Origin of the sequence: Stenotrophomonas sp. RS-48, assembly GCF_030053245.1 — a bacterium.
In the GTDB taxonomy this organism is placed as follows: Bacteria; Pseudomonadota; Gammaproteobacteria; order Xanthomonadales; family Xanthomonadaceae; genus Stenotrophomonas; species Stenotrophomonas maltophilia_P.
The window spans coordinates 19,648-32,212 of the sequence record NZ_JASGBV010000067.1 but is presented as its reverse complement, the minus strand read 5'-3'; the positions used below and the strand labels follow the sequence as shown (position 1 = coordinate 32,212).

Sequence of the window (12,565 nt, the reverse complement as noted above, 5' to 3'; positions counted from 1 at the left end):
GGCAGCTGTCGATGCCCTCGCGACCGGCACAGATCACCTTGCCGCGGGCCAGCTCGCCGGCGTATGCCTGCTGGCATTGCGTGAAGGGCACGAAGGGCGTCCGCACCGCCTGCAGCTCGGTCGGGTAGATCACGTCGTCATCGATGCCGGTGTCACCCCAGCCGATCACGGTGAAATCACGACCCGGCTTGAGATAGCTGGCGTCCGGACGCAGGCGCAGGGCAACCGGCTGCACGTCGGCCAGCGGCGCGCTGAGGTGGATCAGGGCCACGTCGTGCTCCAGGGTGTTGCCGCTGTTGAAGGCCGGGTGCACGTGGATCGCCCTGATGTTGGACGCTCGAGGCGATGGCGCGGTGGCCAGCGTGGTGCTGCCGGCCAGCACCGCCAGCCGCGCGGGCGAGTTGCCCTGTACGCAGTGCGCGGCGGTCAGGATCCAGGACGGCGAGATCACCGTGCCGCCGCAGACGTGGCGGTCGAAGTCACTGTCTCCCAGCTCCAGGCCCTGCAGGCTGACCATGAACGGATACTCGCCGGGCACGGCCGGGGCGCCGCCGATGATGTGGGGCGACCCGGTCGCCGGCGCTGCTGCGGTGGCAGGAAAGATGGCAGCGGCCAGCAGGCCACCGAACAGCAAAGAGGTGCTGCGATACATATCCTTGTACTCCCTCTATCGATGATTGGAACCGGCGAAGCCGCGGTCCACGCCGGTGCATCGATTGGAAGGGCGACCACCCCCGCGCACTGCGAGCGGGCTCACAGTTCATCGGTGTGGGGACGGTCGCGTCATTACGGGAGCCACAATTGCGAACGCCATCCCGCATGCAGCGCGATGGCGTTCATGATGTCACCGTGATCGCTGTTGGTGCGGGACTCAGCGTGCAGCCAAAGCCGACGCGATTTCCTGCTGGATCGACCGCGCCGCTGCCTGCGGATCGGCCGCCAGGCGGATCGGTCGACCGACCACGATGGCGTCGGCGCCATCGGCAAACGCCTGGGCGACGCCGACGGTACGCTTCTGGTCGTCGCCGACCGGACCCCCGGGGCGGATGCCCGGGCAGACGATCGAGAAGCCGGCACCGCTCGCGGCACGGATCGGCGCGGCTTCCTGGCCTGATGCGATCACTCCGTCGATACCGGCGGCCTGCGCGGCCAGCGCGCGCTCGACCACCACGTCCACCGGCTCGCGGTCGATCCCCATCTGCGCCAGGTCCGGACGCCCCATCGAGGTCAGCACGGTGACCGCCAGCAGGCGCATGTCGCCGGTGCTGGCCGCGGCGCAGGCTTCCATCATTGCCGGATGCCAGCCGTGGATGGTGGCGTAACTGACCGGCCACTGCGACAGCCGCCGGATCACCGCCGCCGCGGTAGCGGGGATGTCGAAGAACTTCAGATCGACGAACACGCGCTTGTCGCGGCGCGCCAGCTCATCCAGCACCTGGAAGTAGTCACCGGACGCCAGCAGTTCCATGCCGATCTTGTAGAAAGCCACGCTCTCGCCGAGGCGGTCGACCCACTCCAGTGCCTGTACGCGGTCAGGGACATCCAGCGCGAAGATCAGGCGCTCATCGTCGCGCAGCGGCAGCGGTGCGCGGCTCACGGCGCGTAGTCCAGGGCAGCGCGCTTGGCATCATGGCGTGCCTGGCGCGACTGGCTGTAGTCATTGTTGAACTGCGCCGGCTCGAAGCCGCCGTAGGTCGGGTTCGGCAGCATCCACCAGCGCTCGCCGAACCAGTCGTGGTACTGCTGCAGCAGTGCGTCACGCCCTTCATTGGTGTTGGCGGTCACTTCCACGAAGTCGCCCAGCTGGTCGCCGAACTGCATCAGCACGCGGTACTTCTGCCCGGCCAGGCGCCGGCGGCAGTTCTTCTCGCTGCCGGCCTGCTCGCAGCCTTCGACCACGGTGCCCAGGCCCAGGAACACGCTGTCATCGGCGACCGGCAGGCCCTGCTCGCGCAGGTTGGCCAGGGTCGCTTCCTTCAGGTGCACGGCGCGGTTGGAGATGTACAGAAGGGTCACGCCGCGGGCATTGGCCGCCTTGGCGAAATCGACTACGCCGGGAATCGCCTTGGCCTTCTTCTCCGCGACCCACTGGTCCCAGCTCAGCTCGTCGTATTCCTTGCCATCGCGCACCAGGCGCGCCTGGTAGGGCGAGTTGTCCAGCACGGTTTCGTCCACGTCCAGCACCACCGCGGGCTTCAGGCCCTTGGCCTCGTTGCCGCGCTCTTCCGGCACCAGCGCGTCCCAGTGGGCTTCCTTCAGCGCGCCGTCCAGGCGGTCGGCGGCGGCACGGTAGGTCTGCTCGGTGATCGCGCGGTACTCCTGCGCGCGCTGCATCCACAGCACCGCGTTGAGGTTGTCGTTGGCGGTCGCTTCGCCGGCCGCCCCGGTCTTGGCAGCCGGGGCCACCGGAGCGGCCGCGTCGGTGGCCGGGGTCTCGACGCGCTTGCAGGCGGACAGACCCAGCAGCGCCGTGGCGAGCAGGGTGAGGGACAGGGAAACAGGACGACGCATGGCATTCACCGGCAACAGATATCGGCTCATTTTACCGGCAAAGGCGCCATCGGGACGGCTATGCTTGGCGGTTGACCCGATGCCTTCCCGGAGGCCGCCATGACCGATGCCATCCAGACCCCCGACCGTCCCCTGCTCGATCCCGTGCAGGCCCGCCTGCTGGGCTGCCTGGTGGAGAAGGAGGCGACCACGCCGGACACCTACCCGCTGACGGTCAACGCCGCCCAGTCGGCCGCCAACCAGAAGACCGCGCGCGAGCCGGTGATGAACGTCGACGCCGGCAGTGTCCAGCACGCGCTGCGCCAGCTGGAGTCGATGGGCCTGGCGCGCCAGCACTTCTCCTCGCGTGCAGACCGCTACGAGCATCGCCTGCAGGCCGCGCTGGACCTGACCCGGCAGCAGACCGTGCTGCTGGCGATGCTGCTGCTGCGCGGGCCGCAGACACTGGGCGAGCTGGTCACGCGCAGCGAGCGCCTGTACCGCTTCGCCGACACCGACGAAGCCCGCCACGCCATCGAGCGCCTGCAGCAGCGTGAGCTGCTCATCGTGCTGCCGCGCGCCAGCGGCCAGCGCGAGGACCGCTATATGCACCTGCTGTGCGGCGAGGTGGACGCGGCGGCACTGGCGGCACGGTACGCAGGCGGTGCCGGTGGCAGCGAGCCGGCCGACCCGGGCCTGGCTGAACGGGTGGCCCAGCTGGAAGCGGCAGTGGCCGAACTGCAGGCGCAGCTGGCGGACCTGCGCGGCTGAGGCGGCCCGCCGGGCCTGGCCCAACGCTGTCGATGCGGTACAGGCGGACTAGCCGACCGGCGCCGCTCCCGGCGTGGCATACAGACGGCTGGGCGTGGCGATGCCCGGCAGCTGGACGACCCCCTGTTCGCACATGCCCAGGCCCAGCAGGATTTTCCCGGACACGACGTTGTCCAGGTCGGTGATGCCATAGAGGTCCTGCAGGCCAAGGGCGCCGCGCGCGTGGGTGAAGACCGCCCGCGCTGCTTCCCCTGCGTAGCCGTGCCCCGTGTACTCCGACAACAGTGCATAGCCGATGTCCGGTCCCGGCAGGCCGTCGCGCCGGACCAGCCCGGCATTGCCCAGCCAGGCGCCATCGGACAGACGCTCGATGGCATACATGCCGAACCCGTTCAACGCATAGCTGTGCAGCACGCGCAGGGCGATGTACTCGCGGGCCTGCGCTTCGCTGTGCACGTTGCGGTCACCAATGAAGCGCACGAAACCAGGATCGTTGAGCAGCGCCAGCATCGGCGCCGCATCACGATCAGGCTCGATGCGGCGGAGCCGCAGGCGTTCGCTTTCGATGGGATGCATGCGCAGACCTGTGGGTGGAGAGGCCCGATTGTAGGGCGATGTGCTGGGGTCAGAGCCCTTCCCTGCGGGAAGGGATCCGACCCCGGTCAGTCGAACAGGGCCTCGATCGCCGCCAGTCCCGCCGTTGCCCGCTCCTTCTTGCGCGCGGCATCGGCCACCGGATCGGCGCCGTCGCGCTGGATCTCCTCGGCCGGGATCTCGTCGAAGAAGCGGCTGGGCTTGAGCCGCACATGCTCGCCGAACTTGCGGGTGAGCTTGCTGTAGCTCATCCACAGCTGGATCTTGGCGCGGGTGATACCCACGTACAGCAGCCGCCGCTCCTCCTGCAGGTTGCCTTCGTCGAGGCTGACCTGGTGCGGCAGCACGCCGTCCTCGCAGCCGACGATGAAGACATACGGGAACTCCAGGCCCTTGGAGGCATGCAGGGTCATCATCCGCACCTGGTTGCCGCCCTCATCCTTGTCGCTGCGCGACAACAGTGCCAGCTGGCCGGCCAGATCGGCGGCGGTGGCACCGCGCGGACCGCCTTCAAACCACTGCGCAAGTTCCTCGATGTTGTTGGCGCGGCGCTGGTAGCTGGCCTCTTCCTTGGCCTGCTGGCGCAGCTCGCTGAGCAGGCCCGATTCCTTGGCGACCTTGCGGATCATGTCACCGGAGCTGACCTGCCGCATCTGTGCGCGCAGGTCGCGCAGGATGTCGGTGAAACGCGCCAGGCTGTTGGCAGCGCGCGGCGGCAGCTGTGACAGCGCGCCGATCGCCTCGGCCGCCTGGGCCATCGGCATGTCTTTTTCCGATGCCAGTTCGGCCAGCTTGGCCAGCGTTCCGGCACCCACGTCACGCTTGGGCGCCTGCACGGCACGCATGAATGCGGTGTCGTCGTCCGGGTTCACCAGCAGCCGCAGCCAGGCCAGCGTGTCCTTCACTTCCTGGCGCTCCAGGAACATGGTGCCGCCGGTCAGGTGATAGGGAATACGCAGCAGCTGCATCGCTTTCTCCAGCGGCCGCGACTGGAAGTTGCCGCGGAACAGGATGCAGAAGTCACTCCACGGCACGTTGCGCGACTGCGCCACGAAGGCGATCTCGGCGGCCACCTTCTCTGCCTCGTGCTCGCTGTTGCGGCATTCCCATACGCGGATGCGCTCACCGTCGGCCTGATCGCTCCACAGCTTCTTCAGGTGCTCGTGCGGGTTGTTGGCGATCAACGCATTGGCCGCGCGCAGCACGCGGTTGGAGCAGCGGTAGTTCTGCTCCAGCTTGATGATTTCCAGCGCGGGGTAGTCGCGCCCCATCTGCTGCAGGTTCTCGGGGTTGGCGCCACGCCAGGCGTAGATGGACTGGTCATCGTCACCCACGCAGGTGAAGTTGCCCTTGTCCCCGGCCAGCTGCTTGAGCAGGCGGTACTGCGCGTCGTTGGTGTCCTGGCATTCGTCCACCAGCAGGTAGCCGATGCGTTCGCGCCAGGCCAGGGCGATCTCCGGGTTCTCCTCCAGGATCTGCACCGGCAGGCGGATCAGGTCGTCGAAGTCGACCGCGTTGAAAGCGGTCAGGCGCAGCTGGTAGCGCTCGTAGACGCTGGCTGCTTCCTTCTCGCGGTTGCTGCGCGCGGCAGCCATCGCCTGCTCGGGCGAGAGACCGGCATTCTTCGCCCGCGACACCAGGTTCTTCATGTCCTCGATATCGTCGGGCTTGGCGCCATGCATCAGGTCCTTGATCTGCGCGGCGGCGTCGTCGGCATCGAAGATCGAGAAGCCGCGCTTCAGGCCCACCGCCGCATGCTCGATCTGCAGGAACTTCAGGCCCAGGGCGTGGAAGGTGCAGATGGTCACCTCGTCGGCGTCCTGCTCGCGCAGACGCTTGGCCACACGTTCGCGCATCTCTTTGGCCGACTTGTTGGTGAAGGTGATCGCGGCGATGCGGCGGGCCGGGTAGCGGCCGCAGCCGATCAGGTGGGCGATCTTCTCCACGATCACGCGCGTCTTGCCGCTGCCGGCACCGGCCAGCACCAGCAACGGGCCTTCGATGTGCAGGACGGCGGCGGCTTGGGGAGGATTGAGACCGTGCATGGGAGGGGGATTGTAGCGGGGCCGGGTGAGGACCACAGCCGGACAGCCGGTGGGGTTGCTGAACAGCTTCGGCCAAGCGGGGCTGCGGCGTACAATCCGTCGATGGCCAAGCTCTACTTCTACTACTCGGCGATGAACGCCGGCAAGACCACCACCCTGCTGCAGAGCGCGCACAATTACCGCGAGCGCGGCATGCGGGTGGCGATCCTGACCCCGCGCCTGGATGATCGCGCGGGCGCAGGCGTGGTGGCCTCGCGCATCGGGCTGCGCGCCGAAGGCATGGCGTTCGACCGCGACACCGACCTGCAGCGCTGGGCCGAACAGGACCTGGCATCGAACGGACCGATGGGCTGCCTGCTGGTGGACGAAGCACAGTTCCTGACCCGCGCGCAGGTCTGGCAGCTCAGCGAAGTGGTCGACCAGCTGCGCATCCCGGTGCTGTGCTACGGGTTGCGCACCGATTTCCGCGGTGAACTGTTCGAAGGCAGCCAGTACCTGCTGGCATGGGCCGACGAGATGCAGGAGATCAAGACCATCTGCCACAGCGGCAAGAAGGCGATCATGACCGTCCGCGTGGATGAGCATGGGCATGCCGTGCAGGACGGCCCGCAGGTGGAGATCGGCGGCAACGACCGCTATGTGTCGGTGAGCCGGGCCGAGTTCAAGAAGATCACCCGCGGTGAAGGCCGCATCGAGCCGATGCAGGCGCCCCTGCCGCTGTGATCCGCCGGCTCATGCCGCTGCACGCGTGACCTCCGGCAGTTTACAGCTGCAGGCCAGTGGTCCTAGGCTGCGGCCACGTCTGCTGCCGAACAGGAAGTCCGCCATGCGTTCCACGCTTCTGCTGTTGCCGCTGCTTCTGCTGCCGCTGGGGCCGCCGGCCTTCGCCGCCGATCGTCCTCCGGTGGAGCAGGATCCCACGTTGCTGGGCGCAGGCTTCATGGACAACCATCCGGACATGATGTACCGGCAGTGGGGCGTAAACGCCCTGCACCGCAATGATGTCAAAGGCGCGATGGATAATTTCCGGCTGGCCGCACGCTACGCGGACAAGCCTGCGCAGGGATACCTGGGCGAACTGTACTGGTATGGAGTGAACCAGCCGCGCGATCCGCTCATGGCATTTGCCTGGATGGATGTGGCGGCCGAGCGCGGCTACCCCCTGTTCGTGGACCTGCGCAACGAGTACTGGGCCGCGCTGCCACTGGAGCAGCATGAGGCCGCGCGTGCGCAGGCCAACGCGCTGCGGGCCGAGTATGGCGACGAAGTTGCCCGCCCGCGCATGGCGGAAGTGCTGAGGAAGGGACGGCGCGAGATGACCGGCAGCCGTGTCGGCTCGATGTCCAACAATGTGGACATCGTATACATGGACGGCGGCATTTCCCGCACGATCAAGGCTGATCGCATGTACGATCCGAAGTACTGGGATCCCAAGCAGTACGAACGCTGGCAGGACGAAACCTGGATGAAGATCCGCCGTGGCACGGTGGAAGTGGGCGTGCCGACGCAGTCGCACGCCACCGACGCCAAGCCGTGAGTTATCGGTGCCGGCACTTGGCCGGCACCCGTCTGCTTCAGTACAGCGTCCGCTCCGGTGCACCGGCCGGCGGCGGGGTGTACTGGTACAGCCAGGTTTCGGTCAGCGGCTTGCCACCGCTGCGCAGGTACAGGCGGATGTCGATCTGTTCGGTGCTGCCCTCCGGCGGCACCAGGTCGAACATCGCGCGGTAACCGTCGATCTCGCGCAGCGGACGCGCCGATACGATCTCGACACGGCCCCGGCTGGTTTCCACCACTGCCTCGACCTCGGCCTTGTCGATCAGCTTTGCCAGTTCGCCGCCTTCGAAGTCCACGGCGAAGCGCCACGAGAAGTACTCGCGTTTCTTGCCGACCACACCACCAAGCCCCGTGCGGCTGGCCACGCAATGCGCCAGCGGTGGCCGTGCCGGCGGCTCGGCGCCCCAGTACAGGCGGTAGCCGACCAGCAGCTCCTGTCCCGGCTGCGGCTTCTCCTTCGGATTCCAGAAGGCGACGATGTTGTCGAAGGTCTCATCGACCGTGGGGATCTCCACCAGCTGCACCGAGCCCTCGCCCCATTCGCCCTTCGGCTCGATCCACAGGCAGGGGCGCTTCTCATAGAAGACGCCGTCGTCCTGGTAGTGATCGAAGTTGCGGTCGCGCTGCAGAAGGCCGAAGCCACGCGGATTGCGGTCGACGAACATGTTGAAGCGCAGGTTGCGCGGATTGCACAGCGGCCGCCAGATCCACTCACCGGCCCCGGTCCACATCGACAGGCCATCGGTGTCGTGGATCTCCGGGCGCCAGTCCCAGTCCATGCGGCGGTCGTTCTCGCCCACCTGGTACATGCTGGTGCACGGCGCGATGCCCAGGCGCTCGATCGCCTTGCGTGGGTAGAGCGCACTGTCGATGTCCATCAGCAGCACATCGCCGTTGGTGATGGCGAAGCGGTAGGCGCCGGCTACGCTGGGCGAGTCCAGCAACGCATAGACGATGATGGTGTCCGAATCGGCGGCAGGCTGTTCGAGGTAATAGGCGATGAAGTCGGGAAACTCCTCCGGCCTGCCCATGCCGGTATCGATCGCCAGGCCGCGCGCGGACTGCCCGTACTGGCCTTCCTTGCCGACCGCGCGGAAATAGCTGGCGCCAAGGAACGCCGCGAAATCGCGGTCGGTATCCTTGCGGGTGTTCAGGCGGAAGCCGGCGAAGCCCAGGTCCGCCGGCAGTTCGCCGTTGCGGATCCCGCTCTTGCCGTAGTTGAACGCTGCACCGTCATACGCCAGTTCCTGCGCCTGGCCGTCGACCACGTCGAACATGCGCACCGGCGAATGGAAGTACAGGCCCAGGTGGAAGAACTTGGCCTGGAACTTGCCCGGCTGGTCGGCCCACAGCGCGTGGTCCTGGCGATAGCTGATGGACTGGTACTGGTCCCAGTCCAGCGCTTCAAGCCGGCCCGGCAGCACCCGCTTGTGGCTCTGGTAGGGGGCCTGTGCCAGTGCGCGTGCCTGCCCCTTCAGGGTGGCGAAGCTGAACGGCTGCGGCTGGCCGAGGCGGCGCAGGCCGACCTGGCCGTTCCTGCTGGCGGCGCAGGCGGGCAGGGACGGCAGGCCGAAGGCTGCCAGGGCCAGGGAGGCGTTGCGGATGAAGTCGCGTCGTTGCATGCAGGCGCGTCAGGCACAGGGAAGGGTCGGCCATCATAGGCAGACAAACGTTAACGGGCAGCGGAGAGCGCAACCTCCCATTCAGCTGCCGCTGGCTGGACCGCCTCAGCGCTGGCAGTGGCTGCACCACACGCTGGCACGCTGGCCGATCATGGCGTGCTTGAGCGGGCGTCCGCAGGTCGGGCAGGGCAGCCCGTCGCGGCCATAGACCAGCAGTTCCTGCTCGAAGTAGCCCGGTGCGCCATTGGGGCTGATGAAATCACGCAGTGTGGTGCCACCGCGGGTGATCGCGTAGCCCAGCGTTTCCTTCACCGCGGTGGCCAGCCGCTGGTAGCGCTCGCGTGAGACCTTGCCGGCCTCGCGCAGCGGGCTGATGCCGGCCTTGAACAGGCTCTCGGCGGCGTAGATGTTACCGACGCCCACGACCACCGCCTGGTCCATGAGGAAGGTCTTGACCGGGGCGCTGCGGCCGCGGCTGCGGGCGAACAGGTAATCGCCATGGAAGGCCTCGTCCAGCGGTTCAGGCCCCAGCCCCTGCAGCAGCGGATGGACCTGCCCGGCCGGTTGCCAGAGCAGGCTGCCGAAGCGGCGCGGATCGTTGAAGCGCAGCAGGCGCCCGTTGTCCAGGCTGATATCCACGTGGTCATGTGGCCGCAGTGGGGTATCTCCGGGCAGTACACGCAGGCTGCCGGACATGCCCAGATGCAGTACGGCGCTGCCGATGGCCGTGTCCAGCAGCAGGTACTTCGCGCGCCGACGGATGCCTTCGATGCGCTGTCCCGGCAGCAGCTGCGCAATCTCCGGCGGAATCGGCCAGCGCAGGTCGGCGCGGCGCAGGATCACGCCGTGGACGCGGCGGTCCTGCAGATGCGGGGCCAGGCCGCGGCGGGTGGTTTCGACTTCGGGCAGTTCAGGCATGCCCCGATTCTACGCCCGCTCAACGCGGGGGCGCGGACAGCTCACGGGCGTCGAGAAACCCGTCACCGTTGGCATCCTGCTTGTGGAAGCGCTGCACGATGACCTGCCGCTGCTGCTCGCGGGTGATCGCCCTGCCCTTGCCACCGGGCAGTTCATCGGCAGTCAGCACGCCATCGCCATTGCGGTCCATGCGGTCGAAGGCATACAGCATCCACTGCACGTACTCGGTCTCGCTGACCCGGCCGTCGCCGTCGCTGTCCATCTTCTGCAGGTAGCTGCGGGTGTCACTGACCTGGGCCGGGGCGGCGGCCGGCAGCAGCGCGGCCAGCAGCAGCGCCCCTGCCCTCATGCGCCCACCAGCGTGTAGCCCTTCAGCCGTTCGGCATAGGCCTGCAGCGCGGCGATTCCGCTCCCCTCGGCCTCGCGGCACCACGCCTGCAGGTGTCGCAGGCGCTCGGCGGCATCGTGCCCCCGCGCCTCCAGCAGCGCAGCCAGCCGCGCGCGGTATTCGACCAGCACACGGATGCGCGGGCGTTGCGCCACCCATTCGCTGAGCTGGGCACGGTTGTCCGGCTTCAGCCAGCGCCCATCGTTGACCAGGCCGCGGCGCAGCCGCCGCGGCAGCAGCCGGCGCAGCTTGGCGCCCGCCTGGGCGGCTTCCTCGCGCAGGGCCGGCATGAAGACGTTGCGCTGGTAATCGGTCATCGCCTGGAAGCGATGCGACAGCAGTGCCTTCAGGGTCTCGGCGTCGGGCACGGCGATGTTCGGGCGCACATCCATCGCCGGTGCGACGCGCAGCACCCTGGCCAGGCGCAGGGCCTGCAGCAGGCGGATCGCGCACCAGCCGATGTCGACTTCCCAGCGCCGCATGGCAAAGCGTGCCGAACTGGGGAAGGCATGGTGGTTGTTGTGCAGTTCCTCGCCACCGATCCAGACGCCCCACGGTGTCAGGTTGGTGGAGGTGTCGGCCGATTCGTAGTTGCGGTAACCCCACCAGTGCCCCAGGCCATTGACCACGCCGGCCGCCCAGAACGGAATCCACGCCATCTGGATCGCCCACAGTGCTACGCCCGGCAGGCCGAACAGTACGCTGTTGATGGCCAGCAGCAGCACCGGGCCGAGGGTCGCATGCGGGGTATACAGGTGGCGCTCGATGGCATCGTCGGGCGTGCCGCGTCCGTACTGCTCGATATCCGCGCGCATGCCGCGTGCTTCCCGATACAGCTCCACTCCCCGCCAGAACACCGTGCCGATGCCGCGCGTGACCGGGCTGTGCGGGTCGTCCTCGGTCTCCACCTTGGCGTGGTGCTTGCGATGGATGGCCACCCACTCGCGGGTGATCATCGAGGTGGTCAGCCACAGCCAGAAGCGGAACACGTGGGCCAGTGCCGGATGGAAATCGACGCCGCGATGGGCCTGGCTGCGATGCAGGTAGAGCGTCACCGAGAAGATGGTGATCTGGGTGAAGACCAGCAGCACCGCCAGCATGGCCCACCCTCCCAGGCCGAGCACGCCACCGGTCAACAGGGATATCAGGGCATCGGACATGGAGGCTCTCCGGATCGCACGGGGATGGCAGACATCATGGCCGCTTGCGTTGCAAACTGCACCTCTGACCGCGGTGCGCCAGCACCGCTTCCGTGGCACCGTTCACAGTTGGGGACCTGAGTTGTCGAGCCTGGATCCGCGCGCCCGCGCCGTTGTCGCCGTCCCGTCCGCCGGGGAGCGGCCGCCGTTGATCGAACTGGACCGCGCCAGCGTGATGCGCGGCCAGGTGAAGGTCCTGCATGGGCTGAGCCTGCGCATCGCGCAGGGCCAGCACACCGCCCTGCTCGGCCCGAATGGCTGCGGCAAATCGACCTTCATCAAGCTGATCACCCGCGAGCTCTACCCGCTGGCGCAGGGCGACGGCGTGGTCGCGGTGAAGGTGCTGGGCCAGAACCGCTGGCAGGTGGACCGGCTGCGCTCGCAGCTGGGCATCGTCACCGGTGATCTCAGCAGCACGCTGTCCGAGATGCCGGGGCTGACCGTCGAGCAGGCCGTGCTGTCCGGTTTCTTCGCCAGCTGCGTGGTGCCGGCTTTCCGTGAGGTGACCGCCGAGATGCGTGCCCGCGCCGGCGAGACACTGGCGATGACCGGTGCGCTGGCCCTGCGCGAGCGCGCCTATGCAGAGCTCTCTGCCGGCGAGACGCGCCGGGTGCTGATCGCGCGCGCGCTGGTGAACCGGCCGCAGGCGCTGCTGCTGGACGAACCCTCCACCGGCCTGGATCTGGTCGCCCGCCAGCAGCTGATCGCGACCATGCGGGCACTGGCGCAGCAGGGCATCACCCTGGTGCTGGTGACCCATCACATTGAAGAGGTCATTCCCGAGATCGAGCGGGTGGTGCTGCTGCGCGACGGCCGCGTGCTGGCTGACGGCAGTCGGGCCACGCTGCTGTGTGACGAGCCTCTGTCGGCGGTGTTCGGCGGGCCGATCCGGGTGGTTGAACAGGATGGCCGGCTGACGGCGTACGCGGGGTGAGCAGTACGCCTGCGCAGTGCCGGCGTCGGCGTGGCGCTGCAGGCGGT

General features: G+C 67.9%; 13 protein-coding genes. 4 read left to right on the top strand and 9 right to left on the bottom strand.

Translation table 11 applies throughout. The features are described 5' to 3' along the window. The 3 genes from QMZ25_RS13055 to QMZ25_RS13045 all read right to left on the bottom strand — a co-directional run. Positions 1-652, bottom strand: a 652-nt coding sequence (locus QMZ25_RS13055) for a serine protease (RefSeq protein ID WP_283219743.1), incomplete at its 3' end; no start/stop codon positions are given. A gap of 219 nt (positions 653-871) precedes the next feature. Next, positions 872-1,597, bottom strand: coding sequence for an orotidine-5'-phosphate decarboxylase (gene pyrF / locus QMZ25_RS13050; RefSeq protein ID WP_180876196.1), 726 nt, complete (start codon positions 1,595-1,597; stop codon positions 872-874). After that, entirely contained in the window at positions 1,594-2,520 is a 927-nt protein-coding gene (locus QMZ25_RS13045; RefSeq protein ID WP_204313625.1) for a 5'-nucleotidase, lipoprotein e(P4) family, read from the bottom strand. The genes pyrF and QMZ25_RS13045 overlap by 4 nt, the downstream gene beginning before the upstream one ends. Positions 2,521-2,610: 90 nt before the next feature. On the opposite strand from QMZ25_RS13045, the gene QMZ25_RS13040 reads away from it, so the two are divergent. Then, positions 2,611-3,261: a YceH family protein gene (locus QMZ25_RS13040; RefSeq protein ID WP_111187079.1), complete on the top strand. Its 651-nt coding sequence runs from the start codon at positions 2,611-2,613 to the stop codon at positions 3,259-3,261. 48 nt (positions 3,262-3,309) lie between these two features. Here QMZ25_RS13040 and QMZ25_RS13035 read toward each other — a convergent pair whose 3' ends face one another. Both QMZ25_RS13035 and QMZ25_RS13030 read right to left on the bottom strand, forming a co-directional pair. Further along, positions 3,310-3,837, bottom strand: a complete 528-nt coding sequence (locus QMZ25_RS13035) for a GNAT family N-acetyltransferase (protein WP_283219742.1) — start codon at positions 3,835-3,837, stop codon at positions 3,310-3,312. 86 nt (positions 3,838-3,923) lie between these two features. Then, the gene (locus QMZ25_RS13030; protein WP_283219741.1) at positions 3,924-5,900 is read right to left on the bottom strand and encodes a UvrD-helicase domain-containing protein; all 1,977 of its coding nucleotides are present in this window, start codon (positions 5,898-5,900) and stop codon (positions 3,924-3,926) included. Between the two features lie 102 nt (positions 5,901-6,002). Between QMZ25_RS13030 and QMZ25_RS13025 the strand changes: the two genes are divergently transcribed. Next, a complete protein-coding gene (locus tag QMZ25_RS13025) occupies positions 6,003-6,623 on the top strand; it encodes a thymidine kinase (RefSeq protein WP_053516051.1) in 621 nt (206 codons plus the stop codon). 103 nt (positions 6,624-6,726) lie between these two features. Next, the gene (locus tag QMZ25_RS13020) at positions 6,727-7,437 is read left to right on the top strand and encodes a sel1 repeat family protein (protein WP_180876190.1); all 711 of its coding nucleotides are present in this window, start codon (positions 6,727-6,729) and stop codon (positions 7,435-7,437) included. 37 nt (positions 7,438-7,474) lie between these two features. Here QMZ25_RS13020 and QMZ25_RS13015 read toward each other — a convergent pair whose 3' ends face one another. The 4 genes from QMZ25_RS13015 to QMZ25_RS13000 form a co-directional block, all read right to left on the bottom strand. Next, positions 7,475-9,079 carry a glucan biosynthesis protein D gene (locus QMZ25_RS13015; RefSeq protein WP_053516049.1) on the bottom strand — a complete coding sequence of 535 codons (1,605 nt, stop codon included), beginning with the start codon at positions 9,077-9,079 and terminating at the stop codon, positions 7,475-7,477. A 105-nt stretch (positions 9,080-9,184) separates the two neighbouring features. Next, positions 9,185-9,997 carry a bifunctional DNA-formamidopyrimidine glycosylase/DNA-(apurinic or apyrimidinic site) lyase gene (mutM, locus tag QMZ25_RS13010; RefSeq protein ID WP_283219740.1) on the bottom strand — a complete coding sequence of 271 codons (813 nt, stop codon included), beginning with the start codon at positions 9,995-9,997 and terminating at the stop codon, positions 9,185-9,187. A 19-nt stretch (positions 9,998-10,016) separates the two neighbouring features. Further along, positions 10,017-10,346: an EF-hand domain-containing protein gene (locus QMZ25_RS13005; protein WP_065182118.1), complete on the bottom strand. Its 330-nt coding sequence runs from the start codon at positions 10,344-10,346 to the stop codon at positions 10,017-10,019. Next, on the bottom strand, positions 10,343-11,545 hold the full coding sequence (locus tag QMZ25_RS13000; RefSeq protein WP_053516042.1) for a fatty acid desaturase: 1,203 nt from the start codon (positions 11,543-11,545) through the stop codon (positions 10,343-10,345). The genes QMZ25_RS13005 and QMZ25_RS13000 overlap by 4 nt, the downstream gene beginning before the upstream one ends. A gap of 130 nt (positions 11,546-11,675) precedes the next feature. Here QMZ25_RS13000 and QMZ25_RS12995 point away from each other — a divergent pair, with 130 nt between their 5' ends. Continuing rightward, positions 11,676-12,518, top strand: a complete 843-nt coding sequence (locus tag QMZ25_RS12995; protein ID WP_345782734.1) for an ATP-binding cassette domain-containing protein — start codon at positions 11,676-11,678, stop codon at positions 12,516-12,518. Positions 12,519-12,565: the final 47 nt, after the last annotated feature.

What these genes read in the sequence shown, in the direction of transcription:
- QMZ25_RS13040 (WP_111187079.1), top strand. Translation starts at nt 2,611, where the DNA reads ATGACCGATGCCATCCAGACCCCCGACCGTCCCCTGCTCGATCCCGTG.
- QMZ25_RS13035 (WP_283219742.1), bottom strand. Translation starts at nt 3,837, where the DNA reads ATGCATCCCATCGAAAGCGAACGCCTGCGGCTCCGCCGCATCGAGCCT.
- QMZ25_RS13030 (WP_283219741.1), bottom strand. Translation starts at nt 5,900, where the DNA reads ATGCACGGTCTCAATCCTCCCCAAGCCGCCGCCGTCCTGCACATCGAA.
- QMZ25_RS13025 (WP_053516051.1), top strand. Translation starts at nt 6,003, where the DNA reads ATGGCCAAGCTCTACTTCTACTACTCGGCGATGAACGCCGGCAAGACC.
- QMZ25_RS13020 (WP_180876190.1), top strand. Translation starts at nt 6,727, where the DNA reads ATGCGTTCCACGCTTCTGCTGTTGCCGCTGCTTCTGCTGCCGCTGGGG.
- QMZ25_RS13015 (WP_053516049.1), bottom strand. Translation starts at nt 9,079, where the DNA reads ATGCAACGACGCGACTTCATCCGCAACGCCTCCCTGGCCCTGGCAGCC.
- mutM (WP_283219740.1), bottom strand. Translation starts at nt 9,997, where the DNA reads ATGCCTGAACTGCCCGAAGTCGAAACCACCCGCCGCGGCCTGGCCCCG.
- QMZ25_RS13005 (WP_065182118.1), bottom strand. Translation starts at nt 10,346, where the DNA reads ATGAGGGCAGGGGCGCTGCTGCTGGCCGCGCTGCTGCCGGCCGCCGCC.
- QMZ25_RS13000 (WP_053516042.1), bottom strand. Translation starts at nt 11,545, where the DNA reads ATGTCCGATGCCCTGATATCCCTGTTGACCGGTGGCGTGCTCGGCCTG.